Annotated in this window: 30 protein-coding genes; 2 read left to right on the top strand and 28 right to left on the bottom strand. The window is 34.0% G+C overall.

The window, feature by feature from the left end; all coding sequences use genetic code 11:
- Positions 1-6: 6 nt before the first annotated feature.
- From L0669_RS21240 to truA, 25 genes are all read right to left on the bottom strand, one after another.
- On the bottom strand, positions 7-921 hold the full coding sequence (locus L0669_RS21240; protein WP_263759862.1) for a helix-turn-helix domain-containing protein: 915 nt from the start codon (positions 919-921) through the stop codon (positions 7-9).
- A gap of 12 nt (positions 922-933) precedes the next feature.
- Positions 934-1,830 (bottom strand): NmrA family NAD(P)-binding protein, encoded by an 897-nt coding sequence (locus L0669_RS21235; RefSeq protein WP_263759861.1) that lies wholly within the window; start codon positions 1,828-1,830, stop codon positions 934-936.
- Positions 1,831-1,932: 102 nt separating this feature from the next.
- The gene (locus L0669_RS21230) at positions 1,933-2,418 is read right to left on the bottom strand and encodes an SRPBCC family protein (protein WP_263759860.1); all 486 of its coding nucleotides are present in this window, start codon (positions 2,416-2,418) and stop codon (positions 1,933-1,935) included.
- Between the two features lie 96 nt (positions 2,419-2,514).
- Positions 2,515-2,946 (bottom strand): hypothetical protein, encoded by a 432-nt coding sequence (locus L0669_RS21225; RefSeq protein ID WP_263759859.1) that lies wholly within the window; start codon positions 2,944-2,946, stop codon positions 2,515-2,517.
- Positions 2,939-3,340, bottom strand: a complete 402-nt coding sequence (locus L0669_RS21220) for a hypothetical protein (protein ID WP_263759858.1) — start codon at positions 3,338-3,340, stop codon at positions 2,939-2,941. The genes L0669_RS21225 and L0669_RS21220 overlap by 8 nt, the downstream gene beginning before the upstream one ends.
- Before the next feature lie 79 nt (positions 3,341-3,419).
- Complete coding sequence (locus L0669_RS21215) at positions 3,420-3,626, bottom strand: helix-turn-helix domain-containing protein (RefSeq protein WP_173971866.1); 207 nt, start codon at positions 3,624-3,626, stop codon at positions 3,420-3,422.
- Between the two features lie 3 nt (positions 3,627-3,629).
- The gene (locus L0669_RS21210; RefSeq protein ID WP_263759857.1) at positions 3,630-4,169 is read right to left on the bottom strand and encodes a DUF2975 domain-containing protein; all 540 of its coding nucleotides are present in this window, start codon (positions 4,167-4,169) and stop codon (positions 3,630-3,632) included.
- A gap of 378 nt (positions 4,170-4,547) precedes the next feature.
- Positions 4,548-5,174, bottom strand: coding sequence for a hypothetical protein (locus L0669_RS21205; protein WP_263759856.1), 627 nt, complete (start codon positions 5,172-5,174; stop codon positions 4,548-4,550).
- A 14-nt stretch (positions 5,175-5,188) separates the two neighbouring features.
- A complete protein-coding gene (locus L0669_RS21200) occupies positions 5,189-5,974 on the bottom strand; it encodes a YijD family membrane protein (RefSeq protein ID WP_263759855.1) in 786 nt (261 codons plus the stop codon).
- Positions 5,975-6,149: 175 nt separating this feature from the next.
- On the bottom strand, positions 6,150-6,566 hold the full coding sequence (locus L0669_RS21195) for a hypothetical protein (protein WP_263759854.1): 417 nt from the start codon (positions 6,564-6,566) through the stop codon (positions 6,150-6,152).
- Positions 6,567-6,715: 149 nt separating this feature from the next.
- Complete coding sequence (locus L0669_RS21190) at positions 6,716-7,123, bottom strand: hypothetical protein (protein WP_263759853.1); 408 nt, start codon at positions 7,121-7,123, stop codon at positions 6,716-6,718.
- Positions 7,124-7,192: 69 nt separating this feature from the next.
- Complete coding sequence (locus tag L0669_RS21185; protein WP_263759852.1) at positions 7,193-7,612, bottom strand: GNAT family N-acetyltransferase; 420 nt, start codon at positions 7,610-7,612, stop codon at positions 7,193-7,195.
- Positions 7,613-7,646: 34 nt separating this feature from the next.
- Entirely contained in the window at positions 7,647-8,549 is a 903-nt protein-coding gene (locus tag L0669_RS21180; RefSeq protein WP_263759851.1) for a PhzF family isomerase, read from the bottom strand.
- 20 nt (positions 8,550-8,569) lie between these two features.
- The gene (locus tag L0669_RS21175) at positions 8,570-9,229 is read right to left on the bottom strand and encodes a DUF2306 domain-containing protein (RefSeq protein WP_263759850.1); all 660 of its coding nucleotides are present in this window, start codon (positions 9,227-9,229) and stop codon (positions 8,570-8,572) included.
- Between the two features lie 28 nt (positions 9,230-9,257).
- Entirely contained in the window at positions 9,258-9,491 is a 234-nt protein-coding gene (locus tag L0669_RS21170; RefSeq protein WP_173971858.1) for a hypothetical protein, read from the bottom strand.
- Between the two features lie 363 nt (positions 9,492-9,854).
- Entirely contained in the window at positions 9,855-10,244 is a 390-nt protein-coding gene (locus L0669_RS21165; RefSeq protein WP_263759849.1) for a DUF1801 domain-containing protein, read from the bottom strand.
- Positions 10,245-10,501: 257 nt separating this feature from the next.
- Positions 10,502-11,146: a suppressor of fused domain protein gene (locus L0669_RS21160; RefSeq protein ID WP_263759848.1), complete on the bottom strand. Its 645-nt coding sequence runs from the start codon at positions 11,144-11,146 to the stop codon at positions 10,502-10,504.
- 182 nt (positions 11,147-11,328) lie between these two features.
- A complete protein-coding gene (locus L0669_RS21155) occupies positions 11,329-11,514 on the bottom strand; it encodes a type I toxin-antitoxin system SymE family toxin (RefSeq protein WP_263759847.1) in 186 nt (61 codons plus the stop codon).
- A gap of 261 nt (positions 11,515-11,775) precedes the next feature.
- A complete protein-coding gene (locus L0669_RS21150; protein WP_263759846.1) occupies positions 11,776-12,525 on the bottom strand; it encodes a DUF2314 domain-containing protein in 750 nt (249 codons plus the stop codon).
- 173 nt (positions 12,526-12,698) lie between these two features.
- Positions 12,699-13,187, bottom strand: coding sequence for a TPM domain-containing protein (locus tag L0669_RS21145; RefSeq protein WP_263759845.1), 489 nt, complete (start codon positions 13,185-13,187; stop codon positions 12,699-12,701).
- 207 nt (positions 13,188-13,394) lie between these two features.
- Positions 13,395-14,882: a DUF1254 domain-containing protein gene (locus L0669_RS21140; protein ID WP_263759844.1), complete on the bottom strand. Its 1,488-nt coding sequence runs from the start codon at positions 14,880-14,882 to the stop codon at positions 13,395-13,397.
- Between the two features lie 388 nt (positions 14,883-15,270).
- Positions 15,271-16,659: a dihydrolipoyl dehydrogenase gene (lpdA, locus tag L0669_RS21135; RefSeq protein WP_173971853.1), complete on the bottom strand. Its 1,389-nt coding sequence runs from the start codon at positions 16,657-16,659 to the stop codon at positions 15,271-15,273.
- Positions 16,660-16,999: 340 nt separating this feature from the next.
- The gene (locus L0669_RS21130) at positions 17,000-17,584 is read right to left on the bottom strand and encodes an NUMOD4 domain-containing protein (protein WP_194615863.1); all 585 of its coding nucleotides are present in this window, start codon (positions 17,582-17,584) and stop codon (positions 17,000-17,002) included.
- A 143-nt stretch (positions 17,585-17,727) separates the two neighbouring features.
- Entirely contained in the window at positions 17,728-19,482 is a 1,755-nt protein-coding gene (locus L0669_RS21125; protein ID WP_263759843.1) for an ABC transporter ATP-binding protein, read from the bottom strand.
- A gap of 146 nt (positions 19,483-19,628) precedes the next feature.
- Positions 19,629-20,369 carry a tRNA pseudouridine(38-40) synthase TruA gene (truA, locus tag L0669_RS21120; RefSeq protein ID WP_263759842.1) on the bottom strand — a complete coding sequence of 247 codons (741 nt, stop codon included), beginning with the start codon at positions 20,367-20,369 and terminating at the stop codon, positions 19,629-19,631.
- Positions 20,370-20,650: 281 nt separating this feature from the next.
- Here truA and L0669_RS21115 point away from each other — a divergent pair, with 281 nt between their 5' ends.
- Complete coding sequence (locus L0669_RS21115) at positions 20,651-21,145, top strand: metallophosphoesterase family protein (RefSeq protein WP_263759841.1); 495 nt, start codon at positions 20,651-20,653, stop codon at positions 21,143-21,145.
- Between the two features lies 1 nt (position 21,146).
- On the opposite strand, the gene L0669_RS21110 is transcribed toward L0669_RS21115, so the two are convergent.
- From L0669_RS21110 to L0669_RS21100, 3 genes are all read right to left on the bottom strand, one after another.
- Positions 21,147-22,073 (bottom strand): sensor histidine kinase, encoded by a 927-nt coding sequence (locus L0669_RS21110; protein WP_263759840.1) that lies wholly within the window; start codon positions 22,071-22,073, stop codon positions 21,147-21,149.
- 47 nt (positions 22,074-22,120) lie between these two features.
- Positions 22,121-22,783, bottom strand: a complete 663-nt coding sequence (locus L0669_RS21105) for a response regulator (protein ID WP_173971847.1) — start codon at positions 22,781-22,783, stop codon at positions 22,121-22,123.
- A 163-nt stretch (positions 22,784-22,946) separates the two neighbouring features.
- A complete protein-coding gene (locus L0669_RS21100) occupies positions 22,947-23,360 on the bottom strand; it encodes a DUF4293 domain-containing protein (RefSeq protein ID WP_173971846.1) in 414 nt (137 codons plus the stop codon).
- Between the two features lie 181 nt (positions 23,361-23,541).
- On the opposite strand from L0669_RS21100, the gene rho reads away from it, so the two are divergent.
- Complete coding sequence (rho, locus tag L0669_RS21095; protein ID WP_173971845.1) at positions 23,542-25,452, top strand: transcription termination factor Rho; 1,911 nt, start codon at positions 23,542-23,544, stop codon at positions 25,450-25,452.
- The last annotated feature ends 182 nt before the right edge of the window (positions 25,453-25,634 follow it).

Here is a 25,634-nt window from a genome sequence, read left to right as displayed (position 1 = left end):
CGCTTTTTAATTAAAAGACTGCCTAAATTCTAAAGGGGAGACATTTGTTTTGGTTTTAAACAATTTGCTAAACGATTGTTGGTGTTCAAACCCTAATTCAAAAGCAATTTCGCTTATCGACAAGTTGGTAGTCGAAAGTTTTTCTTTGGCTTTTTCGATGAGTTTATCGTGTATGTGCTGTTGCGTGCTTTGGCCTGTAAGGGATTTTAGCAATCCGCTCAAATAATTGGGCGTAACATTCAAAGTTTCGGCAATGTAATGTACTGTTGGCAATCCGTTTTTAGATAAAGAACTAGTTTCGAAATATTCTTCTAGAAGGTTTTCTAAGCGGGCCAGAATTTGATGATTGCTTATTTTACGGGTTATAAATTGTCGGTTATAAAAACGCTCTGCATACGTAAGCAATAACTCGATTTGGGCAATAATAACATCCTGACTGAATTTGTCAATATTCGACTGATATTCCTGCTGAATGTTTTTTATAATGGCAATAATCATCTTTTCTTCCTTATCAGATAAGTGCAAAGCTTCATGAACCGAATAGCCAAAATACTCGTATTGTTTGATTTTTTTTGCCAGAGGCGTATTCCATAAAAAATCAGGATGGACAAGTAATGACCATCCTGTATGTTGTAACTCGGCATTGCCTTCTATAGAAAAAACCTGACCTGGTGCAATAAACAACAAAACTCCTTCTTTAAAATCGTATTCCTGCTGACCGTAACGCATGGTTGCATTGGCATGACGTTTTAATGCAATCGAATAAAAATCGAGCATCAAACTTTTAGGTTCTTCTTCGTTAAGATGTTTAAGATCTTCAAAATTATAAACGCTCACTAACGGATGCTCAGGTTTGGGCAAATCTCTAAATTCGTGAAATTCGCTGATAGTTTTTATTCGATGAGGTTGATGATTTGCCATAGTCTAAGGTACTTATTTCTGATTATAAATTGCAGCAAATTCCCGGGCATAATCAACCAGTTTTGTTTTACCCATTATTTCCGGTTTATTGTTATTGTAATCTTCTCCCAACAACCCGTTGTAAAGTCCGGCGTACATTTCGACCAAACCTTCGGCAATTTTAGGCTGCATACCCACATTTACCAAACCGTTTAAAGTTTCTTCATCGCTAGTTAAAACCCATTTTAAATCTGGTTTTCCTATGCTTTCGCCCAAAATTCTTGCTGTTTCGTGACCTGTAACTTCCTCGCTTGATACGTAACGAATCTTTTTCCCGTCAAGCGGAGTGGTGATTTCTTCGGCAATTGCAGCAGCAATATCATTTGGAGAAACCCACGGAATTACGCTGTCTGCCCCATAATTTGCTGCAATAATACCTTGCGATTGAATCAGCGGAATATACGCCAGCAAATTATAAAAGAAAGAAGTTGGACGCATAAAGGTTATCGAAACATGCTGAAGCTTTTTCAAAACAGTTTCAATCTCATTATAACGCTGAATAATTCCTGAATTTTGCTCTAAATGTGCGCCAATACTACTTAAAAATACAACACGTTTTACGCCTGATTTCTGGATTGCTTCGACATAACTATTCCCAATTTTTCGGGTAAAAGCATCCAAATCAAGATTGGGATCAAAATAATTCGCACGCGGAATCATACAATAAACCGCATCTGCGCCTGTAAAAACCTCGGTTAAAAAAGCCACATCTTCAACAGAACCTATAGCTGCCTTAGCTCCAAGAGCTTCAATCTCGGCTTGTTTTGCTGTACTGCTGCTTATTACTGTAACTTCATGTCCTTTTTGCACTAACTCCTGAGCCAGTGGCTTGCTAATGTTCCCTAACGAACCTGTAATTGTAATTTTCATTTGTATCTATTTTTATAGTACAAAGTTGCGCAAGATTCATCGGGCAGATTTAGCCAAAACTATTTTTGTCGTAGTCTAAAAATGGAAATCAAAGGGAGCGAATTAATTTTGAGATAATTTCTTCTCGTTTTCGGTCTGTGGTTTTCCTGTGGCATTGGGTTCGCCTTTTCCGGTTGTAATTAGTTTTTTCAAACTATTCTGAATGTAGTTGGTCCAGGCACCCTGACATATTTCAAAACACTCGTATTCTGAGGTTAAACCAAAATGTGTAAAACGTAGTTCTGTTTTACCGTCTTTTTCAGCAATCTCAAAAGTAGGTTTTGTTCCCGTCCATTCCGTTTTGTCTTGGGTGAATTTAAAATAATTTTCTTCGACCAGCCAAACGATTTTCTGATTTTCGATTACCTCAATCAGTTTTACTTTGCAACGATGAATATCTTCATAATGATAGTTAAATTCATCATTCAATTTAGCCGTGTTGCCTTCTATTTCTTCAGACCACCAACCTCTAACATTGGTTACGGCATTAAAAACTTCTTCAGGAGATTGGTTGACTTGTATTGTTGTGGTAAAATCTGTTGCACTCATTTTATCTGATTTAGAAATTAGTATAACAAATTTAATGTTTAATAATCAATAGTTTAGGGATTAAAAAAGACAGTTTTAAGGGGCATATAAGACGAATTATTTTACAGATTCATAAACAAAAACAGTAAAGTAACCGTCCTTTGGTTTAAAACTGTAGTTGTTAAATTCTTTATACGGAAAAATAGCATCAAACGTTTTGGTTTTATAATATCTTCCGGTTAACTCAATTGTTTTTCCGTCATTTAGTTTCTCAATATTTTTGGCAGAAAAGCTCTGGATATCACTATTTTTAGTATCAAGATAAAAACAGTATTCAATTAAAGTACTATCATTTTTTTTATCATTATAGTTGTCTTCAGTTATAAAACCAGGTCTGTCGGTAGTGGCCCACTCAATAAATTTTATCTTTATAACTTCTTCTTTTGTACTAATTAGTTCATAGTTAGAAAAGCGGTCTTTATTTTGATCGTTTTTCCTGCAGTTCCAGAATAGCGTTGCAACGAGAAATGTTAGTATAACCTTATTCATGTTTAAGGATTATTCTATATTTTTTCATTTGAGGATTTTTGATGATGTAGGTCACTTTATCAATAGCGGTCGAGGTACACGCGTCGCCTGGTAGTGCTTTATGAATCAGGAAAATAGAATCTCTTTTTATTGCAACATCCCCCGCATATTTGGTACAGGCATTTACCTCAATAAATCTGGATACAAAGATTATATCATCAATATATTCCACTTTTATTGTATCATTCAATTTAGGCTGAAGTTCGAACCAATTTTTATCTCCCAATTCAGCAACAGTAGAAGTTTTAAAATAAATTAAACTTTGATGCTGAGGCAATTGTTCCGGGCCTGTCTCTTTATTTTCGCAGGATAAAAAGAGAAATGTAAGTAGTAAAAGGCATAGAGTATTGGACATATTTTAAAAATATAAAAAATATAAATATAAGATTTTATTTACATTTTTAAAATATGCCATACTATGATTATTTAAAAAATTATTCAGGGATAAACTCTAAAATGTCTCCCGGCTGGCATTCTAAAACTTTGCAAATTGCTTCGAGCGTACTAAACCGAACGGCTTTTGCTTTGCCTGTTTTTAATATCGAAAGATTCGAAAGCGTCAGGTCGACTTTTTCCGAAAGCTCATTCAATGACATTTTTCGTTTTGCCATCATAACGTCGAGATTTACTATAATTGGCATAATTTATATGGTTAATTCACTTTCCTTTTGCAGTTCAATTCCCTTTGCAAAAAGTTGTGAGATGAAATATAAAATGCCGGCAAAAAATAAAAAGGCATCTCCAAGACCTATATGCTCCATTAAATTAGGAAGCTGAATTCCCATAGCAGTAAATTTTTCCGAATATGAAGCGGTTACATTACTCAAAAGCCCGACAATAAGCGAAAAACCACTCATTTTTTGAATCAGTTTTCCAATTGTTTCATGAAACGGACTAACAAAATTAATTTTCAGGAAAATCTGAATGACCGCATAAAATATTAAAGCTTCAAAAATGGTAATTGCGGTAAGGCAGAAAACCATAATCGAATAATCGATTTGATCGTAAGCCTTTAATGCTGACAAATCTAAACCCAAAGGCAGATTTTTTGCCCCAACTTCACTAATAAACATACTAACCCCGTATGAGGCCAAAAGCGAACCTGCTTTTACACAAAGTCCGATAAAAGCAATCCATGACACTATGTTCAGGAGCTTTAAAATGTAAGCTGATTTTGTAGACATAATATTTTGATTTAAAAAATTATATGATACAAAGATATATAAATTTATTGTTTATCAATAAATATTTGTTTTTTATTAATTAAAATTTGTGTTTATTTAATAAGGAGCAGAAGAATAAAGCTTTTGCAATAACCATTTGTCCCGCTGTACACTATATCTTTTCCTTGTTAAAGAAACAAGAAAAAGGATACCGCTCCCATCGGGGCTAGACCAGAAGTTTTTCATTTATAAGAAATGAAGGTAGGGGTATATTAACTGACTATGAGATAAAAATAATGACGTCACTTTGCGATATCAATTTCAAAGCAAAAAAGATCTCAGTAAATCTGCTTAAATCCGTTTAATCAGTGTGCTATCTCAATCCTGTCTCATAAAGAATCAAGAATACTTTTTATAGATGATATACGCGATTAAAAAATAAATAAAGAAAACCCAAAATACAAACCAGCCATAACGCTGTGTATTAACAATATTGTCATAATAATGGGCTTTTATCTTAAAATAAGGCTTGGTAATGTTCTTTAAATTTTGAGCAAGAATCGCATAATTTGTAATCTCAAGAGAAGTAATTACAATGTTCTTAGCGTCATAAAGTTCGATTATTGTTTTTTTTCCTTTATAAATATCATATTTTTTAAAATTATGAGAACCTTTTATATCATAATCCTGATCGTAAACATTGCAAACATCATCAAAATGAATATCGCGCGACGAAAACAACAAAGGATATGAAATTTTTAAACCGGTATGGGTAAGTATAACTTTCTTTACAGTTAAAATCATGTAAATGCTTAAAGCGGCAAATAATAAAATCGAGAGAGCAAATACCCAAACAAAAATATTTTCTGTTGAATAATGGATGAAATAATTAATATTAAAGGTAAAATAAGCAATAGTCACAGAAAGCAGTAATGTAAAAATACCCAAGCCAATTAAAAGTAAATTAGGATTACCTACAATTATTAGTGTATTTTCAATTGCTGTTTCATTTTTGGTTTTACTCATCAGTACAATTATATTTATTCAATTCGTTTTACCACATTATCAAGACTATTCACCACAAGCTTAAAAATGATCTTATTGTCAGGGAAAAACTTTTGCATGTTGTTTCTTAATTCTACAAAAGGCTGTGATGCAGTTACATCGTCTTTAACAGATTCATTGCACGAAATGGATATTTCGTAGTTATTATTGATCTTTTCGAGATACACATATTTGGTCAGGGCGTCGTCAAAAAAAGTGGTCTTTTTAAAAACTTCGGCAATTTTATCGACTTCATTTTCATCAATATTGTTTTGATACACAATTTGATGTTGCATCGTGCCGTATGTTTTTGTTGACTCTGTAAGTCTTCCGTTGGCAGTTTCGGTCAAAAAATAAGTACTAAAAACAGCACCAAGAAGAATTGAAATGCCGATAATAGAAATTGCGATTGTACGGCCCCAGTTAAATTGTTCGCCACCACTTTCGATGTGTTCATTGATTAGTTTTTCCTGATATAGTTTGGTACAATAAGCTGCAATTCCCATATAGATAAGCGGAAAAACAATATTAGGAATCTTATCTAGAATGTTTTCAGGAACAAAAAATATAAGGGCAAAGATACAGAGGGTTGCCAGTATTGTGATAATCCATGTTTTTTTTGCTTTGTCAGAATCGCCAAAAACTTTAAAATTTTCAGCCATAAAATAACCGGCAACTAAGGGACCTCCTAAAAAAGTTCCAACCCGAATTGCTTTTTCAGTATAAATTTTTTCTGTTGGTATTTCTTCAAAAATTGATTTTTCAGGTAATGTTTCTTCCATAAAATATTTTTTAAATGACCGTTTTTCTTTTCAACGAAAATACAAATTAAAACCAAAACAGAGATTTGATAGTATCATCGTAAAAAAGGGAATTTAAAATAAAAAAACCGCTTTTAGATGTATTACTAAAAGCAGATTTTTTTTGAAGCGTATATGTAGATGTTATTAAAGTTCTTTACAACTTCGCAGCATTTATTCTCGCATATTTGTAAGTATAACAATCATAACATTCATCTTTTAAGTACAATTCATCTCCTTTAATTTCAAAAGATTGCAGTTTAGGAATATCATTTGCTATTAAATTACTTTGAACCTCTATCATTTTTTTGATACCGCCAAAAATTGATTTTTTTGTTTGATAAGAAAAGGCCTGAGTATTAGTTAAATTTCCATTGTTATATGTTTTTAGGATATTACCAGCAAACTCGATTGTAATTTTCTGTTCAGGTTTTGGTGAAGACTGGGAATTCATTCCGCCGGAAATACTAATTAAGGCCCATTCTCCTTTTAATTGATTTTCTGATGAATTTTTATCATCATTACTGCAAGAACAAAATAAGACAATTGCGATTAATAGAAGCAATTTTTTCATAGTTATAGATTTTACGTTGGTTTAATTAATAGATGTAAAACCTGTAAATGGTTGCGTATTTTTTGTGTAATTTCTTAAAACTTTACATTTTCTTAATATTGAGTAGTGAAAGTTTAAATGAAATAAAAATACGATTCCAGACTAAATTATTATATTGAAAAAATAATTACGTTGCTAAATTGCTCTATTTGTTCAATTACAAATAAGCTGTCATTAAAATAATCCATATCGAAATCGTCATCGCCCCAAATCTCAAATCTTTTGCGGCAGGTTTCTAATGCTGTTTTGTCAAAAGTATTTTCATTCCAATCCAGTTGCTGTTCTTGTGCGATCTCGAGGGCTTCTTCATTAACATATTCTTCTTCAGAAAATGCAATATATAATTGATATTCATCATCAAATGTAATATTGATCTGATTGTCCTCTAATAGAATTTCAGGTTTGTTTTCTATTACCGGTCTTTCATAAAAAGTTTTCAGATTGTTTTTTAAAGCAATCAGACTCGCATCTGAGGTGGGTGCTATAAAGGCTAAGTAGGAGTAGAAAGTATTTGCCATTTTTGGGTTTAATGATGGTTTGGTTTATGATCAATTTCTATTTTTTGCGATTAAATCTTTAGTTATCTGTTACATTAACTCAAACAAAATATAATCTCCATGTTCAGATGGGCCTCTTTCTTTTTCAATAAATCCTTTTTTTCTATAAAAGGCAACGGCTTTTGTATTTTCTTCTAAACATTTTAAGGTAATGGGCAGGAGCGTTTTCTGAATTGCAGCGTTTAATAATAAAGTCCCAACGCCTTTGCCCTGATATTTTTGATCGACATAAAAATGGTGAATAAAGTTATTAGGCATCCAGATGGAAATAAAACCAACGGGAATTTCCTGATCTATGGCAACTAAAACCAATTCTCCTTTTATATGTTTTTCAAAATCGTCTAATTTAAATTCTGTAGGATCGAGCCAGAAAAATGTGTCTTGTCTTTCTTTCAGGAACAGTTTTCTTAAAACATCAAAATCGGTATTTTTAATTTCTCGTATTATCATAATAGTTTTTTTCTCTCACTTAACTATTGTTCTACTAGATTTCTATTTCGGCTCTAAAGACAACTACAGCGTCGCCTTTTATCTGAATCAATTTTGGTTTGTTTTCTTCGGTTACGACTTTAACTTTTATTACACCAAGACGATCTATTTTTTCGCCTTGTTTTCCGTTAAATTCAAATGTGTTGTTTTTATAATCAATGATGTTGTTTTGTACCAGATAGCCTCCTAACGGGCCATTTGCGTTTCCGGTTACAGGATCTTCATTTATACCAATTGCGGGTGCAAACATTCTGCCGTATGTCAAAACATCCTGATCGTCTGAATCGAAAGTAAAAACGAAATAGCCATTGCAGTTAATTTCGTTACTTAGTTGGGCTAAATCATTATAAATTGGAGATAAAGTATTGAGTTTCTCACGGCTTTTTATTCCGATCATTACTTTAGAATGTCCTGTAGAGGCAATTTGAACAGGACATTTTTCGTCAAGATCTGATTTTTGTAATCCCAATGCTGTTATCATTTTTTGAGTTACAGCGGAATCAAAAACATCACCGAGTTCGAAATTTCCCTGAGTCATTAAAATTTGATAATCTTCATTTTCCTTGATAACTTCAAACGGAAGGATGCCAATTTTAGTTTTAAACTTTAAAATGCAGGAATCCAGTTTTTCTTCGATTGCTTTTGTGTACATGGCTGCAATTGTCGCGTGTCCGCAAATAGGTACTTCGGTATTTGGGGTAAAATAACGAATCACACCATCGCAATCATCACTGTCTGGAGCGAAAAGAAATGCCGTTTCGGAGTTGTTTAATTCTCTGGCGATCTGTTGCATTTCGTAATCGGTTAGTTCATCGGCATTGATGACAACTCCGGCCGGATTTCCTTTGAATTTTTCTTTTGTAAAAGAATCAATTTGATAGGTGATTAGTTTTTTCATTATTGTTTTTGCAATGTTTTTTATTCCAGCTTTATCTGGGTTTGTTGTTGTGTTTTATTTACTTTTTTAATCCAGTAAATAATATAAAATCCGCCAATTATTCCGGGAACAAACCAGCCATAAAAACTTGTAAAGAAATTGTTTACCATCACAAAGGCAGTTGTGGCTGAAATGTATCCGCCAATCATTTTTCCTAAATGTAGTTTTAGCCAGGCGGTATTTAGTTTCTCTATATTTTTGTAAAGAATTAGGTCACGGGTTGAAAAAACAAATCCTACGATACCCAAAACGGTTAAAACAATATTTATTTTTTGATGTACGAGAGGATTGTAAATCACCATTATGACGGCGGTAAAAATCATAATGCCTGAAATAAGTTTGTCTGTTTTAAGATTGATATTTTTATTTTTGAATCTTAAGGCTCTGTAACCCGTTATGATAAAATAAGAACTAAAAATGCCTATGGCGAATAAAAACGGACTTTGATGTTGAGGTAAAATGGCTATAATTAAAGCGGTTAGGGCAGATAAAAGCATGCAGTAATAAAAAAGCTTTCCTGATTTTTTGTGTATGTTTTTTCCTTTTTTAACGATAAGTGCAATTAGTCCGGATAGGAGAGCAATGCCGCCAAATACAGCGTGAGAATAAATTAAGAGTGGTATTATTTGTTCTTTGTTCATTATAAGTTTTAGACTTTATAAAGGCTGTTTATTTGCTTATACTGAGTTTTGTTTCGAGTATAATGGGAAAATTCCAATATCCTTTCTTTATTTTTATTTCGGCAAAGTTGTACATGCTTATTTCTTTAAAGTCGTAATTGTGTATGTTGATTTCTTTTTTGGTGCCTTCGATCTGAACGACAATGCTGTTGGGAGATCTTTTGTAGCTTTCATGTTTTTCGAAGATGGGCGAAACTACAATGTACTCTGTATTTGTAGACAAATATTCGTTGGCAAGAAAAAAACTGGCGCAGGCAATTGTACCGTAAACTATGAGAATGGAAGCGAAATAGTTTACTGATTTAAAATTTTTTCCTTCATAGTTTTTTTGATATTTATAAAATAGGGGCCCAAATATAAGACCGGCAATTAAGTAGATATAGAGTAAAAACTCAAATTTTACTATTACAAAATTATGATAATGCCTTATTACATATATAAAACTGATAAGACAGAGTATAATTGAAATTACTTTTATGATAAAAGCAATGGTGTCCTTTTTTGAGGTTTTTTCTACTATTCTTTTTTTGATTCTTCGACTCATAAGTATAAAATGCTTTTGACTTTATGCTAAAGGATAAATTTATTATTTTAATCGTATTAAAACACCTTTTCTTTTGATTAAATTTTTATAATCCCATTGTATTTCCTGTGCTTTTTTGAGCCAGCGTTCGAGATCGTCTTTGTTGATTTGGACGAGGTCGGTATAACGGGATTCTGCGGCTTTAAAAGAACCTTCGTCTAGGAGTTTTTCTTCGTCGAAAGATTGGCCGCTCCAGAAAAGTAGGCGCACAGCATTTTTTAGTTTGCTGTATCTTGCAATTGGGTTTCCGTCGAGGAACCAAACAGGATGTGCGTGCCAGATTTTATTTTCGGCATTGGGCAGGTTTTGAGTGATTATTTGGGCTAACTGATCACAAATTTCTTTGTCTGAAGGTGTTTGCGAATCGTTGTATTCTTGTATGGCTGCATTCATAATAATTAACTTTTTTGGTTGGTAACTAACTGAATGGTATTGTTTTGATGTTGAATTTTGAGTTATGCTAAAATAATCTTTTTATTGTAATAATTTGGTTTAGAAAGGGATGTTCTTATGAAAACGTTTGTTTGCGTTAGGGATGGGAGCGGTATCCTTTTATGGTGGGGTTCACCATAAAAGATATAGTGGACAGCCCGACCGGAGGGAACGCCCAAATAAAAATCCGACTTATGTTTATAAATCGGATTTTGGAGTTATTTTCTGGTAAGATCTGTGATGAGCAACGGATTGTTTTCTTTGAGTTTATTGACTAATTGCTCTGCTGTTTCGGGATTTTCTTTAAGATGTTCGTATTCGGCAGAGGTGATTCCTACGATTTGCAGAAAGGAAACTTCGCCGTGTGGGGTTTGTTTCTTTTCGATTTTGGGATCGGCAACAATTAATAAAGCCGTGATATCGGTATCTGTGTCGAGTCTGATCGGGCCATTTGCGGGCATGTAATGAAATTCTTCGAACCAGTTGCCGCTGTCGAATACGTATCTGGCAATGTTTTGAAGCATTATAATGGCCCAGCTTGGGTTTCCGTTATCGGGTTCGAAAGGTTTTAGTCTAAAGGTAAGTTCGAAACCCCATTTGCTAAATTCGTCATCCAGTTTTTCTTCGTTGTAATACAACTCCGAAAAGCCGTAGGTTACAAAATGAAAGTGATCTGTTTGTTTTTTGCTTTCGTAAATACTGATTCCGTCAAGCGGATCTTCGCCGCCAAGCATATAAGGTATTGGTGGTGCGTAATGTTTGGGTTTCTGATTGGGATAAAGGCGTTCAAATTCCTGATCTATAGCCATCCAGCCAACAGCATCGTCTTCTGAAAATTGTTTTTTGTATTCGTCTAATGTCATGTTTCTGGTTTAAATATGAGACTTTGTAAAATATCTCTTTAAGAGTGATATTGTTTGGTCTAATTTAAAAAGAAAATTTAGGATTTCTATATTTTGTAATGTTGTTTTTTATCGGCTAAAGTGCTGGAATACATTTTTCTTTCATCGATTTTGTTTTAAGCATAAAGTTGTAGAAATTATTTCTATTCTTTCTCAACTGTTATTATCAGCTTGTGTTCTTTTTGCTCGATATTAACCATTAGTCCAATTTTGAAACCAAGTTTTTCAAGCCATTTACCTTTAAGGTTTATTTCGGGAATAGAAACAGTTTTATGATACTTTCTAGTTTGATACTTTTTATAAATTTTAAGTTTTCTTAAATTTTTCATTGTTGAATGTTTCTAATTTTAACCCAGATAACTACCAATATAGAAACGCTTAGTAATAGCTAATCTTTGTCGATCTACTTGCGAAGATTTCTCCTTGCGTTGAAATGACAATACTGGAGTATTTGTTATGGGGCAAATGTCTGATGAATAGTTTAGAATGTTGTCATATTTTAGGTTGACAAGTAATAATTTTGTAGACAATTTTAATATAAGAGATAAAAAAATCCGACTTGCTTTCACAAATCGGATTTTTGAATGTTATTATTTTAAGATGGGAATTAAATGTTCCCATTTCAGTTGTTCGGCAAAATCTAAGGCCGTTTTATTGTTGTGTGTTCTGGCATTTATATCTGCGCCTGAATCTAATAGCACTTTTACCGTTGTGCTATTTCCTGCAATTGCTTCGCGATGCAGGAAAGTATATCCTAGTTCGTCCTGAGCAGTAAGTTCGTTTGGGTTTGATTTTATAAATTCTAAAAGACTTTCCTGCATGTTTTGGCTCATAGGATGTTCTGTGAGGTTTTCAGGTTTTTCTTTTTGCTCGTAGGCAACGAGAATATCATTGTAATCTCCAAAATTTAATCCCCAGGCGGCGTCATGATCTTCTCTTTCGGCTTCGTTCATTTCTGATCGCATGGCTTGTATGGTGAACCCTCCGTATGTTTTGTCCTGAGTAACGAATAACCAATCGCTGATTTGATTTGCCGGAATTTCGACATATTCGCCATTTACAACATTGGTTAATTCGTTAGGATCATTAACTAAGATGCCTTTTATTTTTTCGCCATCAAAATTAATCTCATTGATCCACATATGTTCTACGATAGTTTCGTTATTAATTTCCTGTGTAAAGGCTAGTTTTACGCAGGCTACATCAAGTGCCGGAACTATTCGGCGATATTCCCATGATAATTCTCGCCAGAAATATTTAAAATTTTCCTGAGCTTTTTTGAATGCGTCGATCATTTTTGGACTTTCTCCGTCTGCAAAAAATATTGGTGTATTTTCCATTACTGATATTTTAGAATAATTATTTCTTATCACGTAAATATAAATTTTTTGTAAGAAAGGAAAAAAAGTAATTATTGATTTTATGAATGTTTTAAGTAGTTACGGTTTTTAAGAATAAAAAAATCCGATTTACAAATGCAAATCGGATGTTGTGAAAATATATGTTTTTGATTCTATTCCAGTTTTTTTACTATTTCGTTTACGGCGCTTTCTAAGCCTTTATAAAAGTCTCCTTTTTTAAATTCAGGTATTGCAAAATTGCTTATAATCGTTTTGGTTTCTTCCTGACTCAGTTTGTTAAGTCCTTTATAGCTGCTTTGAATTTGAATTTGTCGCAGTTCTTTGCTCAATACAAGTAAAATGGCAGGATTTAGTTTTAAATTATTATAAAGATAGCTTTCTAAGTTCACGGCATAGTCAGGAACACTTGCATAGGGTTTTATAGAAGAAATGGTGACTACAATAATTTTATGGCCTGATTTTTTTTCAGATGCTTTAAGAGTGTTGTTTAAAGTCGCAATTTGATTTGAAGTTAATATTTTTTCGAAATCATTTAGATAACCATATGATTTTGAAAAAGTGTTTTCGGTGCTTGAATTTTGAGCAAAAAAAGTGTTGGGCAATAGAAAACAAATGGTAATTATAAGTAATAGTTTTTTCATCTGAGCGTAAATTTGGGTGCTGCAAAAATATCATTTTATTATTATAAATCTGTTTTTGTTTTATATGAAAAGGTTACTATTTTGTTTGTTTTTACAGGCTAATATAAAACGGTGAATAAAGGGGAATTAGGTATTTTATAAAACAAAAAAATCCGACTTGCTTTCGCAAACCGGATTCAATTATTTGTAGTGGAATATTTTAAATTATTATGTTTTTATTACGCCAGGTGGTGTCCACTCATTTTTAATGGCTTTTTCTTGCGGGCCGTAACATCTAAAATACAAACAAAAAATACCTTTAGGACAAGGAAGCCAATTGGACTTTTTATCGCCCACCGGTTCTGAATTTTGTATATAAAGTGTAAGTGATCCGTCAGGATTATATTTTAAGTCTTTATTTTTGGTTCCCAAAGAATAGCGTTTTAATGGGTTTGGTACAAAAAAGTGATGCTCGTCATACAAAGTGAGCGACCAAAAACCATTTACCGGTGGCATTTTATCTTTTGCAAAAGTTACAGTATATTGGTTGGCACCATTTAATCTTGTAGTATTTGTATCAAGGTCCTGATAATAATATTTTGTTTCAACGCCTGCATTTACTAGTATATTCGATTTGGCAATAGCGGTACGGGTAAAATAATCTGTGCCAAAAGCGGCGCAGTTATTAGCGGTTGACCAATTATCAGCAAGGGGAATTCCCCAGTTGCGAAATTGCAGCAACGGATCGATTAATTCTTTATCTGCCTTATGGGCTTCCTCTATCATTGCCTTTTTTAATGCAGGATCTTTTTTTGCGGCTTCAATTACGGCAAGTACTTGCGCATATTGGGCGGCTTCACCAGGCAACGGAGGTGCATCTTTTAATACAGCAGGAAGTTCATCAAAAAAGGTATCAGGAAATACCCATTTTGTTTCGCCTGTCCCGCCATCTTTTGTAGGTGATGCAAGAGAAGGCAATTTACTCCAATCCTGAACTTTCATTTTACCATCAAAGTTATCCAGAGGATACACATCAATGCTATTGATGATTTTTTGTATGGCTTTTTTATCTTCGGGAGTATCATCCTGAAAAACTCTTGGAACAATAAAAGCGGTTCCTGTTTTGCTGCGAAACATTTTTGTAATTCCTTTAGGTACTTCGCCTTTCCAGTTTGGACCTACTAATAAATAGAAACCCGGCTTGGTTCCGTACATTTTACCTATCTGGGCAAAAGCATCTGTTCGTAAATCAACGACCTGATACACCCAAAAACGATCAGCAAAATCGGGTACTTGTACAACAACAGGAGTTTCGTCGAGTGCAGCAATTGCAGCGCCGTATACTACATCCTGATTGGGACAGGCAACCCATCGTTGTTCAGGTTTTATGTAATCGTGCAGCATGGCTAAAGAATTTAGTGGTGCAAATGGCAATACTCCATTCATGAGTCCTACTTTTGGAGATTGCTTAAAAGCAAGACGGCGGTTATAAATATTCTCCATTGGCCATGCCCAAAAATAAGCATCTCTTGCAACTTGGCGTGCGTATGATTCTGTTATTTTAACAGTGACATCAGGGCCGGGCGGTAATTGCAATTGATTTGCACTTGTTGTATCAGTTTCTGTAGAGGCCGGCATATTGGGATCTGCATTTTTATTTTGATTGCAGGCTGAAAGCAAGAGCACAGACAAAAAAGAAAGAAGAACTTTTTTCATAGTAGTAATTTATTAATGATGATAAATTTTATGATATGATCTTTTTCAGTAGCTATGAGATATAGCGACTGAATGTAATACAGAACTTTAATTCAGATCAGAATAAAGTTGGTTCTATTGTTCTTTTGTGCTGATATAAAATTATTCAGGCGAGGATGAAATCAGATTGTTGTCAGATTTTTAATATAGATAAAAGTACAAAAAAAGATTAAATTCAGATGTATTTTTTTTATATCTAATTGTTATGTAGGTTTTTAATGTGTTTTTAGAGCTTTTCTGTTAGTGTTATAACCAACAAAAAAAATCCGACTTGCTTTCGCAAACCGGATTTCTTAAATTGAAAATAATATGTAACTCGCATTGACGCAAAAGCATCAATACAATATTTTTACAAGTGAATTACTTCGCCGTAAGCATCAGCTACAGCTTCCATAACAGCCTCGCTCATTGTTGGGTGAGGGTGGATAGATTTAAGGATTTCATGACCTGTAGTTTCTAGTTTACGAGCTACAACTGCTTCAGCAATCATATCTGTAACACCAGCACCAATCATGTGGCATCCTAACCATTCTCCGTATTTAGCATCAAAGATTACTTTTACGAATCCGTCAGCAGCACCGGCAGCTTTTGCTTTTCCTGAAGCTGAGAATGGGAATTTACCAATTTTTAATTCGTATCCTTTTTCTTTAGCTTGCTTTTCAGTTAAACCTACAGAAGCAATTTCCGGAGTTGCGTAAGTACAACCAGGAACGTTTCCGTAATCGATTGGGTCTACATGTAAACCAGCAATTTTCTCTACACAGTTAATTCCTTCAGCAGATGCTACGTGAGCCAAAGCTTGTCCAGGAGTAACGTCTCCAATTGCGTAGTATCCAGGAATATTAGTTGCGTTAAAAGCGTTTACTAAGATTTTATCTCTGTCAACAGCAATTCCAACTTCTTCTAAACCTATGTTTTCGATGTTAGTTTTAATCCCAACTGCAGAAAGTACGATGTCAGCTTCAAGAATTTCTTCTCCTTTTGCTGTTTTTACAGTAGCTTTTACTCCAGTTCCAGTAGTATCAATTTTCTCAACAGAAGAGTTGGTCATAATTTTTACTCCGGCTTTTTTCATAGAACGCTCCATTTGTTTAGAGATATCCTCATCTTCAACAGGAACAATGTTTGGCATAAATTCTACAATAGTAACTTCAGTTCCCATTGAGTTGTAGAAATGAGCAAACTCAACTCCAATAGCTCCAGAACCTACAATAATCATAGATTTTGGTTGTGTTGGTAATGTCATTGCTTGTCTGTAACCAATTACTTTTACACCATCTTGTGGTAAGTTTGGCAACTCACGAGAACGAGCACCAGTTGCGATGATAATATGGTCAGCGCTATATTCAGTAACTTTATTGTCTTTGTCTGTAACGTCAAGTTTTTTCCCTGGTTTTAGTTTTCCAAAACCTTCAATAACGTCAATTTTGTTTTTCTTCATCAAGAACTGAACTCCTTTGCTCATTCCGTCAGCAACACTACGGCTACGTTGTACAACTGCAGGGAAATCTTTATCGAATTCAGAAACTTTTAATCCGTAGTCAGAAGCGTGTTTTAAGTAATCAAAAACCTGAGCTGATTTAAGTAATGCTTTAGTTGGGATACATCCCCAGTTTAAACATACACCACCAAGGTTTTCTTTTTCAACTACAGCAACTTTAAAGCCTAATTGCGAAGCTCTAATCGCTGTTACATATCCGCCAGGACCACTTCCTAAAACAATAACGTCGTATTTCATCTTTTTGGTTTTTAGTATTTATTACCGAAAATGAAGTTTAATTCCGAAACTCATTTTTCGATTTATTCTTTTGTTATTTGTGATTGCGAATTTAAGGAATTATTTTAAAAAACACCTGAAATTTTATTTTTACCCACACAGATTTTGATCTTTTCACATAGATTGTGCGAATTGTGAATTGTTAATTATGAATTATTAATTTAAAATTATCTTTTATCTTCTAAATCTGCAAAATAAAACTTTCATTAACAAAGCGAAGTCGAAGACCTTTCGAGATGAAAAGCTCTTCGACTTCGCTCAGAGTGAAATACATTAATAATTCACAATTCATAATTCACAATTAAACCTTTACGTGTCCCCAGTTTTCACCGCTGGCAATACGTCGTATTTGCATTTCGCTTACGCCAAATTGTTTGGCAATCATTTTTAGACGGGTTTTTTGTTCAGGTCGCGCCAGGATTTTCTTGATTAACATCACTTTGGTAGTGGTTAATTTTCTTCCGTCGGCTTTTAAGTTGTGTTCGATCAGATTCTTTTTGGCCTGAATCACACGTGGACTTTTGCGGCTGTGCGCCATCATTTCGGCTTTTGTCGCCCAGCGTAAATTATTCACATCATCATTACTTCTGTTATAATCCAGATGCAATACATAAGTTTGTTCTTCGGATGTTTTTGGGATAAAATACTGAGCCACTAATTTGTATAAAAAAAGGTATTTATTAACGATCTTGTCGTCTTTCTTAACCTTAAATCTAAAAGTTGGGTAACCGTCACTTAAACCGCCTTTTAAAAGACGTCCGTTTTGTATTTCATCGGAAAAGCTTATTAAGCGACCTTTGTTTGAAATGGCATATCTAAGTTGTAATGAGGCGTTTATTTCTATTTCTTTGAACTGTTCGTTTGGATAAAATCTATTTTGTGGCATTTTCTTTTTCATTTGATATTTGTCTCTCAAAGATAAATAATTCAAAAAAAAGGAATGCTATCCCTTTGACTGCCAATCACCAGTTTTATGATTCTTATAACGCTAATTTAACTTTTTTAAGAACTTTTTTAGCATTTCAAATTTCAGTTGGCGACAGAAAATTGAGAGTCATAGAGATTTTTGTAGTAACCGTCGACTTTATTTAACAATTCCTGATGTGTTCCCTGCTCTACAATTAAGCCTTTATCCATAACAATGATCTTATCTGCATTTACAATTGTAGCCAATCTATGCGCAATAATAATCGAAGTTCTTCCTTTGGTAATCGTTTCGGTCGCGCGCTGAATCAATTCTTCAGAATACGTATCTATAGACGAGGTAGCTTCATCCAAAATCAAAATACTCGGATTACTAACATACGATCTCAAAAACGCAATTAACTGGCGTTGTCCTGACGAAAGCATCACACCACGTTCCTTAACATCAAAATCATAATTATCCGGCAAACTCATGATAAAATCGTGTACACCAATTTTTTTCGCAGCATCAAGTACCTTCTCACGCGTAATTTCAGGATTATGCAAAGTAATGTTGTTGTAAATAGTATCAGCAAACAAAAATACATCCTGCAAAACCACCGCAATTTGTTTTCTTAAAGAAGCCAGCGTATAGTGCTCTATATTATGACCGTCAATAAAAATAGTTCCGCTGTTGATTTCGTAAAAACGATTCAGTAAATTGATAATAGTCGATTTTCCGGCTCCTGTAGAACCTACAATAGCAACAGTTTGCCCTGAATCTACAGATAAATCAATTCCTTTTATCACTTCCTCTTCCGGAATATAACTAAAACGAACATCCTTAAATTCAATTTTTCCTTCAAAAACCGGAGCTTCAAGCGTTCCCGTATCCTGAATATGATCCTGAGTATCTATAATATCAAAAACACGATTGGCCGCAATCATTCCTAATTGCATCTCATTAAACTTATCCGCAATCTGACGCAATGGGTTAAACAGCATCCCGATAAACATCGTATACGAAAACAAATCTCCAAAAGTCGTAAAATGATCCCCGTTCAGGATTTTAAATCCTCCGTAAACCACCACTAATCCTAAAGTAATAGACGAAATAATATCAGCAATCGGAAAAAAGATCGAGTTGTATAAAATCGTTTTAATCCACGCAACGCGGTGTTTATTATTGATTTCCTTAAAGTTTTCGGCCTCAATTTTTTCACGGTTAAAAAGCTGTACAATCTTCATTCCCGTAACACGTTCCTGTACAAACGAGTTCATATTGGCAATTTGCGTACGAACTTCCTCAAAAGCCACCTGCATTTTACGCTGAAAAATTCGGGTAATAAAAACCAGAATAGGCATTGCAACCACCACAATCCAGGTAAGTTTCCAGTTCATGTAAAACATAAAAATCAAAACCACCAGCATTTTCATCAAATCACTAATGATCATGAACAACCCTTGACTAAAAATACGCGCAATCGATTCAATGTCCGAAACCGATCTGGTTACCAATTGCCCAACCGGAACCAAGTCGAAATATTTCATTCTAAAACTCAAAATGTGCTTAAAAAGTTTCGTACGAATGTCTTTTACAATATCCTGTCCCAGCCAGTTTGCCCAGTACACAAAATAAAACTGAGAGAAAACTTCCATCAAAAGAACCACTCCCATCAAAACAATGTACATTAGCAAACCTTCCTTATCATGCGTCTTGATATAGCCGTCGACCGTTTGTTTTAATAAATAGGGGCGAAGGGCAGCAAAAATCGATAAAGAAACTGCAAAAATAATAACGCCATAGTAGCGCCATTTATAAGGTTTAGTATATTTTAAAATTCGTTTGAATAATCCGGTATCAAATGCTTTTGCTTTCATTTATTTTAAGGAGCTAATCCTGCTTTTCGTTACAAGTTTTTCTCAAAAATGTGTTTTTGTACTGTTTTTATAAAGCTTCCGCTGGTCGCTTCATAAAAACACAAAAACTACATTTTTCTCAAAAAAGCTTTTCACTGCAATCAGGGCTATTTTATGATGTAATCGTAATTAATTTCGGTTAAATATAATCCGTGCGCCGGAACCGAAAAACCGGCTTTTTCTCGACTTTTACTGGCAATGATGTTTTCAAAATCAGTTAGAGAAATTTTGTGTAAACCTATATTGACCAAAGTGCCCACAATAGAGCGAACCATATTTCGTAAAAACCTGTTTGCTGAAATAGTAAAAATCAGGTTCTTGTTTTCTATTTTCCAATACGCTTCAAAAACCGTGCAATCAAAAGTATTTACATCCGTATTTACCTTCGAAAAACATTGAAAATCCGTATGATTCAGTAAGATTTTCGCAGCTTCATTCATCAAATCTACGTCTAATTTTTGATTAAAATACCAACTCAATTCCTGCAAAAACGGATTTTTAACAGTATTGATATGGTATTCATAAGTTCTTTTAGTCGCATCAAATCGACAATGCGCCTCGTCCTGAACCAAAATAATATCAAAAATCGCAATGTCTTTTGGCAAATACGAATTCAGCTTATGTATTAAAGTCGGAACATCAATTGCGGTATCAAAATCAAAATGCGCATACATTTCCCGGGCATGAACTCCAGTATCAGTTCTTCCGGCACCCATTGCATTTATAGGAGCATTCAGTAAAACCGAAAGTGCTTTGTTTAAAGTTTCCTGAACAGAAGAAGCGTTAGGCTGAAATTGCCATCCGTGATAATGTGTTCCGTTATAGGCAAATTGAATAAAATATCTCATTTTTAAGGGACAGAGGTTCTGAGGTGCAAAGGTACAAAGATTTCTTTATAGGTTCAAAGGCGCAAAGCTTCAAAGGTTCAGAGGTTTTTGAATTGGCTATAATCCTAAGGTTCTAAATTTTGTGTTTTTTATGGTAGAGACGCACAGCAGTGCGTCTCTCCAGAAATATCAACTTAAAAGAAACCTTTGTCCCTTTGAACCTTAGCATCTCAGAATCTTAGAGCCTATAAAGAAAATCCTTTGTACCTTTGCGCCTCTTAAACTTTGCACCTCAAAAAAGAATGAAAAAAATCCTCCTACTTTCCGATACTCATAGTCATATTGATGATACTATTTTAAAATATGTAAATCAGGCCGATGAGGTTTGGCATGCGGGAGATATTGGAGATTTGCACGTAACCGACACGATAAAAAAGCTAAAACCATTACGTTGCGTTTATGGTAATATCGATGATGCACAAGCCCGATTAGAATTTCCTTTACACAATCGTTTTTTATGCGAAAATGTTTCCGTTTGGATAACTCATATTGGCGGTTATCCGGGGAAATACAATCCTGCAATTAGAGAAGAAATGGCTTTAAATCTGCCAAAATTATTTATCTGCGGGCATTCACATATTCTAAAAGTAATGTTCGACAAAAAGAACAATCTATTGCACATGAATCCCGGTGCAGCAGGAAAAAGTGGATTTCACCAAGTACGAACCATGTTACGATTTGTAATTGATGACGATAAGATAAAAGATCTGGAGATTGTAGAAATTGGTAAAAAATAATTTAGTGAGGCAAAGGTATTTTAATCTTAATCGAAGTGCCTTCGTTAGGTTTTGAAACAATTGATAAAGTGCCTTTGTATTTTTTAATTCGTGCTCTGATTCGGTTCAAGCCAAAACCTTCGGATTCGTTTAGTTTTTCAGTCTGAAAGCCTTTTCCGTCATCATGTATTGCAATGATAAAATGATCATTGCTTTCGTATAACGAGATCTCACCTTTTTTTGCGTCACTGTGTTTAATAATGTTGCTAAATAATTCAGATACAATAAAATAAATCTTCATTTCGAATTTTTCATTGTATCTCTTATCAGACGGGATTTTGCTCGAAAAATTAAACTGAATACTCGAATTAGTATTTCTTTCGCATAAATCTTCCAGCGCATAAATTAAACCAAAGCGTACCAAAAGAGTAGGAACAAGGTCGTGCGACATATCACGTAAAAGATCATGAGCTTCTTGTAAAATGGCTTTGGCTTTCTGGATTTCTTCAGATTTCACATTGGTTTGGGCTGTAAAAGTATTCAAATGCAAACCTACAGACGACAATAATGAATTGATGTTGTCATGAAGAAAAGAGGCAATTTTTTTACGCTCGATTTCCTGAGTATCTATTCCCGCATTGATAATGTTAAGCAGTATTTTTTGCTTGGTATCTTTTCGCTTGATCTTTTGTTTTAGTTGGTTGTTTTGGTAAAAGAAATAAAACAAAAAGAATATAATGATAACCAGTACAATAGAAAGACTTACGATTTTTTTATTTCGTAATTGTTCAAATTTTCGCCCTTCAGAAGGTTTTACTTTTTTTGAGTTTTGTTGCGCTATAATTTCTTTTTCTGCAGAAGGTAAAGACTTGTTTTCCTGGCTTAATAAAGTGTTTCCGCTCACCGTAGTGAAAAGAAGTAACCATAAAAAAACTCTAATTAAAGCCATAAATCAAATATAAAATTCTGAATAGATTTTTAAACTCCCTAATGCAACTACGGATTTATTAAATTGTTTTTGAGCGCGTATTTTACAAGACCAATCGTATTTTTGGTTTGTAATTTTTTCATGATATTCTTTCTGTGTGTTTCAACCGTATTCATACTGATAAAAAGCTGTTCACTGATTTCTTTACCGCTATATTCAAGCGAAATGAGTGTAATAATTTCTATCTCACGAGCGCTTAAAATAGGATTTTCAACATAAAGCGGTTTGTTTAATTTAGGATTGTTGTGCGCAAAACTATTAAAGATTTTCTCCCTTACAGCATCGCAAAAATATTCCTGACCCTGATAAACAGCTTCGATTGCTTCTATGATATTTTCGCCGGCACATTTTTTTGTGAGATAACCTTTAGCGCCTAATTTCATTACCTCTTTTATAATTTTTAAATCATCATAACTCGACAAAATAATGACTTTGCACGGAAATTCTTTTTCGCTAAACTCCTTTAATACTTCGATACCGTCTTTTTTGGGCATACTAATATCTAAGACTAAAATATCGGCATTATCCTGAATGACATCGTTATAAACAGTTGTTCCGTCCAATGATTTGCCTACAACTTCAAAGTTGTCTACGGTTTGCAGCAAATTGGTAAGACCATCAATAAGTACCTGATGATCATCAGCAAGATGTATTCTTATGTTCTGTGTCATGATTGTTTTGGACTGAAAAGCAAATTTATAGAAAAATTATCTTACAAAGTTGTTTTTTAAATTTGTTTTAACGATTCTCACAGATTTGGAAAATATAAGGCACAAAAAAACCCGAATCATACAATTCGGGTTCTCTTCGCACAAAAAACTTAAGTTTATAGGTTTATCTCAAACGATCTACAGATTTTACAAGATCTTCATCCTTCTTGATGGCCTTATTAGCTAACACTAATAATACGATAGCAACAATTGGTAGAAACATCCCAATACCTTTCTCAGAAACAGCTAGTGCTTCTCCAGATAAATTTAGAGAACGATATACAAACAATCCTAATAAAATTAAATTTAATATTATATTCAGTCTGTTCATCACAAACTGATTTTGTCTTTTCTTATATGAAATAATACTAACAACAGTTAGCATTGTACTTAATCCAACTATTACGGTATAAATTGGGTCTTGATTAAAATAAAATAATTTACCGTCACTTAATGTCCAAATCGGAATAAAAAGTAATAAAACACTTGTCACTAAAAAGGCAAGAATTAAATAAACGGTTTGAATTCGTTGTATCATGGTGTAAAATTGTTTTACAAAAATATATTTTCTTTTTTTAAAATACTATTGTATGATTAAATTTTATTCGTATTATTGCATCATAATACCGTAAGCACTTCATACTGCGGTCAATCGAAAACTATTATCTACCTATCTTTTTACAGTATTCCGTTAAAATAATTAAATTCATAGAACATTCATGTTTGATATTTCTGCATTAAAAGAAATGAAGCTTTCTGAGCTTCAAGAAATAGCTAAGTTAGCTAAAACTATAAAGTTTACTGGTGTCAAAAAAGAGACCTTAATTAGTCAGATTTTAGCACATCAGGAAACCACTGTAGCACCGTCTGCTAGTGCTGTAACTGAAAAGGAAAATGTTGATGATAAGCCTAAAAGAGCAAGAATTGTTCCTGTGAAAAAAGCGGCTATTAGTAAAAATGCTCCAGTTTTAGAATTTGATACAATACAAGAAACTCCGGAAAAAACAGAAGCTCCGGTAGCTGTAAAACAAACTCCGGCAGCAAAAATAACTCCGGCAGCCAAAATTGCTCCAAAAGCCAAACAGGCACCTGTCGCTAAAGCAGCTGCAGAAGTAAAGGAAGTTAGCGAAGTAACAGAAACTCCTGAAAATTCAGAAGTTCAGGAAACTCCGGCAGTAGAGAAAAAAGGACCAAAAATCGTAAAATTCAACAAATCAGCTTACGAGAAAAAAGTCGCTTTGCAAAAAGAAAAAGAAGCCACAAAAGAAGCAATTCCGGAAGGCGAAGCTGTAGCAGAAACTTCAACTGCTGAAAAAACAGAAGCACCAGCTATTGTAAAAAAGGTCAATCCGAACCAAAATAAAAATCCAAACCAGAATCCCAACCAAAACCCAAATCAGAATCAAAATCCAAACGCTAACCCAAATGCAAATGGTAACGGAAATGGGAATAACGGGAATCAAAATCCAAATCATAAAAATAAAAAGAATAATTTCAGAGATTCAGACTTTGAGTTTGACGGAATTATCGAAAGTGAAGGTGTTCTTGAAATGATGCCGGATGGTTACGGTTTTTTACGTTCATCAGATTATAATTATTTAGCCTCTCCTGATGATATTTATTTATCAACTTCACAAATTAGATTATTTGGTCTTAAAACCGGAGATACTGTAAAAGGAGTGGTTCGTCCTCCAAAAGAAGGCGAGAAGTTTTTCCCATTAGTTCGTGTACTTAAAATCAACGGTCACGATCCGCAAGTAGTTCGCGATAGAGTTTCTTTTGAGCACTTGACACCAGTTTTTCCTTCAGAAAAATTTAAATTAGCCGAAAAAGGCAGTTCAGTTTCAACCCGTATTATCGATTTATTTTCTCCAATAGGAAAAGGACAACGTGGTATGATTGTCGCTCAGCCTAAAACGGGTAAAACAATGTTGTTAAAAGACATTGCAAATGCAATTGCAGCCAATCACCCTGAAGTTTACCTTATTGTTCTTTTGATTGATGAGCGTCCTGAAGAGGTGACTGATATGCAACGTAGTGTGCGTGGAGAAGTTATTGCTTCTACTTTTGACAGAGAACCACAAGAACACGTGAAAATTGCTAATATCGTTCTTGAAAAAGCAAAACGTTTGGTAGAATGTGGTCACGATGTTGTGATTCTTTTAGATTCGATTACACGTTTAGCAAGAGCTTATAATACTGTTCAGCCTGCATCAGGAAAAGTTTTAAGTGGAGGTGTTGATGCTAATGCATTACAAAAACCAAAACGTTTCTTTGGAGCTGCCAGAAATGTAGAAAATGGTGGTTCGTTAAGTATCATCGCAACTGCATTGACTGAAACAGGTTCTAAAATGGATGAGGTAATCTTCGAAGAATTTAAAGGAACCGGTAACATGGAGCTTCAATTAGATCGTAAGATAGCCAATAAACGTATTTTCCCTGCTATTGATCTTACTTCGTCAAGTACACGTCGTGATGATTTATTATTAGACGAGAAAACATTACAAAGAATGTGGATCATGCGTAAATATCTATCAGATATGAACCCGGTAGAATCTATGGATTTTGTAAATGATCGTTTCAAGAAAACAAGAAACAACGAAGAGTTTTTGATTTCTATGAATGACTAAGAAGAGGGACAAAGGGACTGAGGTACTAAGGTTCTGAGGTTTTCTTTTTGGAATCTATAAATATAAAAAAAGGGATGAGTTTTTTAAACTCATCCCTTTTTGTTTTGATATTGTTTCTAAATATAGCCTGAGGTTTCAACCTCAGAGGTACAATATATTATCTTTATTTGCATCCCAAGATT

This window comes from Flavobacterium bizetiae (genome assembly GCF_024271895.1).
GTDB lineage: Bacteria > Bacteroidota > Bacteroidia > Flavobacteriales > Flavobacteriaceae > Flavobacterium > Flavobacterium bizetiae.
This window is presented reverse-complemented; position numbering and strand designations above follow the sequence as displayed.

What these genes read in the sequence shown, in the direction of transcription:
- L0669_RS21240 (WP_263759862.1), bottom strand. Translation starts at nt 921, where the DNA reads ATGGCAAATCATCAACCTCATCGAATAAAAACTATCAGCGAATTTCAC.
- L0669_RS21235 (WP_263759861.1), bottom strand. Translation starts at nt 1,830, where the DNA reads ATGAAAATTACAATTACAGGTTCGTTAGGGAACATTAGCAAGCCACTG.
- L0669_RS21230 (WP_263759860.1), bottom strand. Translation starts at nt 2,418, where the DNA reads ATGAGTGCAACAGATTTTACCACAACAATACAAGTCAACCAATCTCCT.
- L0669_RS21225 (WP_263759859.1), bottom strand. Translation starts at nt 2,946, where the DNA reads ATGAATAAGGTTATACTAACATTTCTCGTTGCAACGCTATTCTGGAAC.
- L0669_RS21220 (WP_263759858.1), bottom strand. Translation starts at nt 3,340, where the DNA reads ATGTCCAATACTCTATGCCTTTTACTACTTACATTTCTCTTTTTATCC.
- L0669_RS21215 (WP_173971866.1), bottom strand. Translation starts at nt 3,626, where the DNA reads ATGCCAATTATAGTAAATCTCGACGTTATGATGGCAAAACGAAAAATG.
- L0669_RS21210 (WP_263759857.1), bottom strand. Translation starts at nt 4,169, where the DNA reads ATGTCTACAAAATCAGCTTACATTTTAAAGCTCCTGAACATAGTGTCA.
- L0669_RS21205 (WP_263759856.1), bottom strand. Translation starts at nt 5,174, where the DNA reads ATGAGTAAAACCAAAAATGAAACAGCAATTGAAAATACACTAATAATT.
- L0669_RS21200 (WP_263759855.1), bottom strand. Translation starts at nt 5,974, where the DNA reads ATGGAAGAAACATTACCTGAAAAATCAATTTTTGAAGAAATACCAACA.
- L0669_RS21195 (WP_263759854.1), bottom strand. Translation starts at nt 6,566, where the DNA reads ATGAAAAAATTGCTTCTATTAATCGCAATTGTCTTATTTTGTTCTTGC.
- L0669_RS21190 (WP_263759853.1), bottom strand. Translation starts at nt 7,123, where the DNA reads ATGGCAAATACTTTCTACTCCTACTTAGCCTTTATAGCACCCACCTCA.
- L0669_RS21185 (WP_263759852.1), bottom strand. Translation starts at nt 7,612, where the DNA reads ATGATAATACGAGAAATTAAAAATACCGATTTTGATGTTTTAAGAAAA.
- L0669_RS21180 (WP_263759851.1), bottom strand. Translation starts at nt 8,549, where the DNA reads ATGAAAAAACTAATCACCTATCAAATTGATTCTTTTACAAAAGAAAAA.
- L0669_RS21175 (WP_263759850.1), bottom strand. Translation starts at nt 9,229, where the DNA reads ATGAACAAAGAACAAATAATACCACTCTTAATTTATTCTCACGCTGTA.
- L0669_RS21165 (WP_263759849.1), bottom strand. Translation starts at nt 10,244, where the DNA reads ATGAATGCAGCCATACAAGAATACAACGATTCGCAAACACCTTCAGAC.
- L0669_RS21160 (WP_263759848.1), bottom strand. Translation starts at nt 11,146, where the DNA reads ATGACATTAGACGAATACAAAAAACAATTTTCAGAAGACGATGCTGTT.
- L0669_RS21155 (WP_263759847.1), bottom strand. Translation starts at nt 11,514, where the DNA reads ATGAAAAATTTAAGAAAACTTAAAATTTATAAAAAGTATCAAACTAGA.
- L0669_RS21150 (WP_263759846.1), bottom strand. Translation starts at nt 12,525, where the DNA reads ATGGAAAATACACCAATATTTTTTGCAGACGGAGAAAGTCCAAAAATG.
- L0669_RS21145 (WP_263759845.1), bottom strand. Translation starts at nt 13,187, where the DNA reads ATGAAAAAACTATTACTTATAATTACCATTTGTTTTCTATTGCCCAAC.
- L0669_RS21140 (WP_263759844.1), bottom strand. Translation starts at nt 14,882, where the DNA reads ATGAAAAAAGTTCTTCTTTCTTTTTTGTCTGTGCTCTTGCTTTCAGCC.
- lpdA (WP_173971853.1), bottom strand. Translation starts at nt 16,659, where the DNA reads ATGAAATACGACGTTATTGTTTTAGGAAGTGGTCCTGGCGGATATGTA.
- L0669_RS21130 (WP_194615863.1), bottom strand. Translation starts at nt 17,584, where the DNA reads ATGCCACAAAATAGATTTTATCCAAACGAACAGTTCAAAGAAATAGAA.
- L0669_RS21125 (WP_263759843.1), bottom strand. Translation starts at nt 19,482, where the DNA reads ATGAAAGCAAAAGCATTTGATACCGGATTATTCAAACGAATTTTAAAA.
- truA (WP_263759842.1), bottom strand. Translation starts at nt 20,369, where the DNA reads ATGAGATATTTTATTCAATTTGCCTATAACGGAACACATTATCACGGA.
- L0669_RS21115 (WP_263759841.1), top strand. Translation starts at nt 20,651, where the DNA reads ATGAAAAAAATCCTCCTACTTTCCGATACTCATAGTCATATTGATGAT.
- L0669_RS21110 (WP_263759840.1), bottom strand. Translation starts at nt 22,073, where the DNA reads ATGGCTTTAATTAGAGTTTTTTTATGGTTACTTCTTTTCACTACGGTG.
- L0669_RS21105 (WP_173971847.1), bottom strand. Translation starts at nt 22,783, where the DNA reads ATGACACAGAACATAAGAATACATCTTGCTGATGATCATCAGGTACTT.
- L0669_RS21100 (WP_173971846.1), bottom strand. Translation starts at nt 23,360, where the DNA reads ATGATACAACGAATTCAAACCGTTTATTTAATTCTTGCCTTTTTAGTG.
- rho (WP_173971845.1), top strand. Translation starts at nt 23,542, where the DNA reads ATGTTTGATATTTCTGCATTAAAAGAAATGAAGCTTTCTGAGCTTCAA.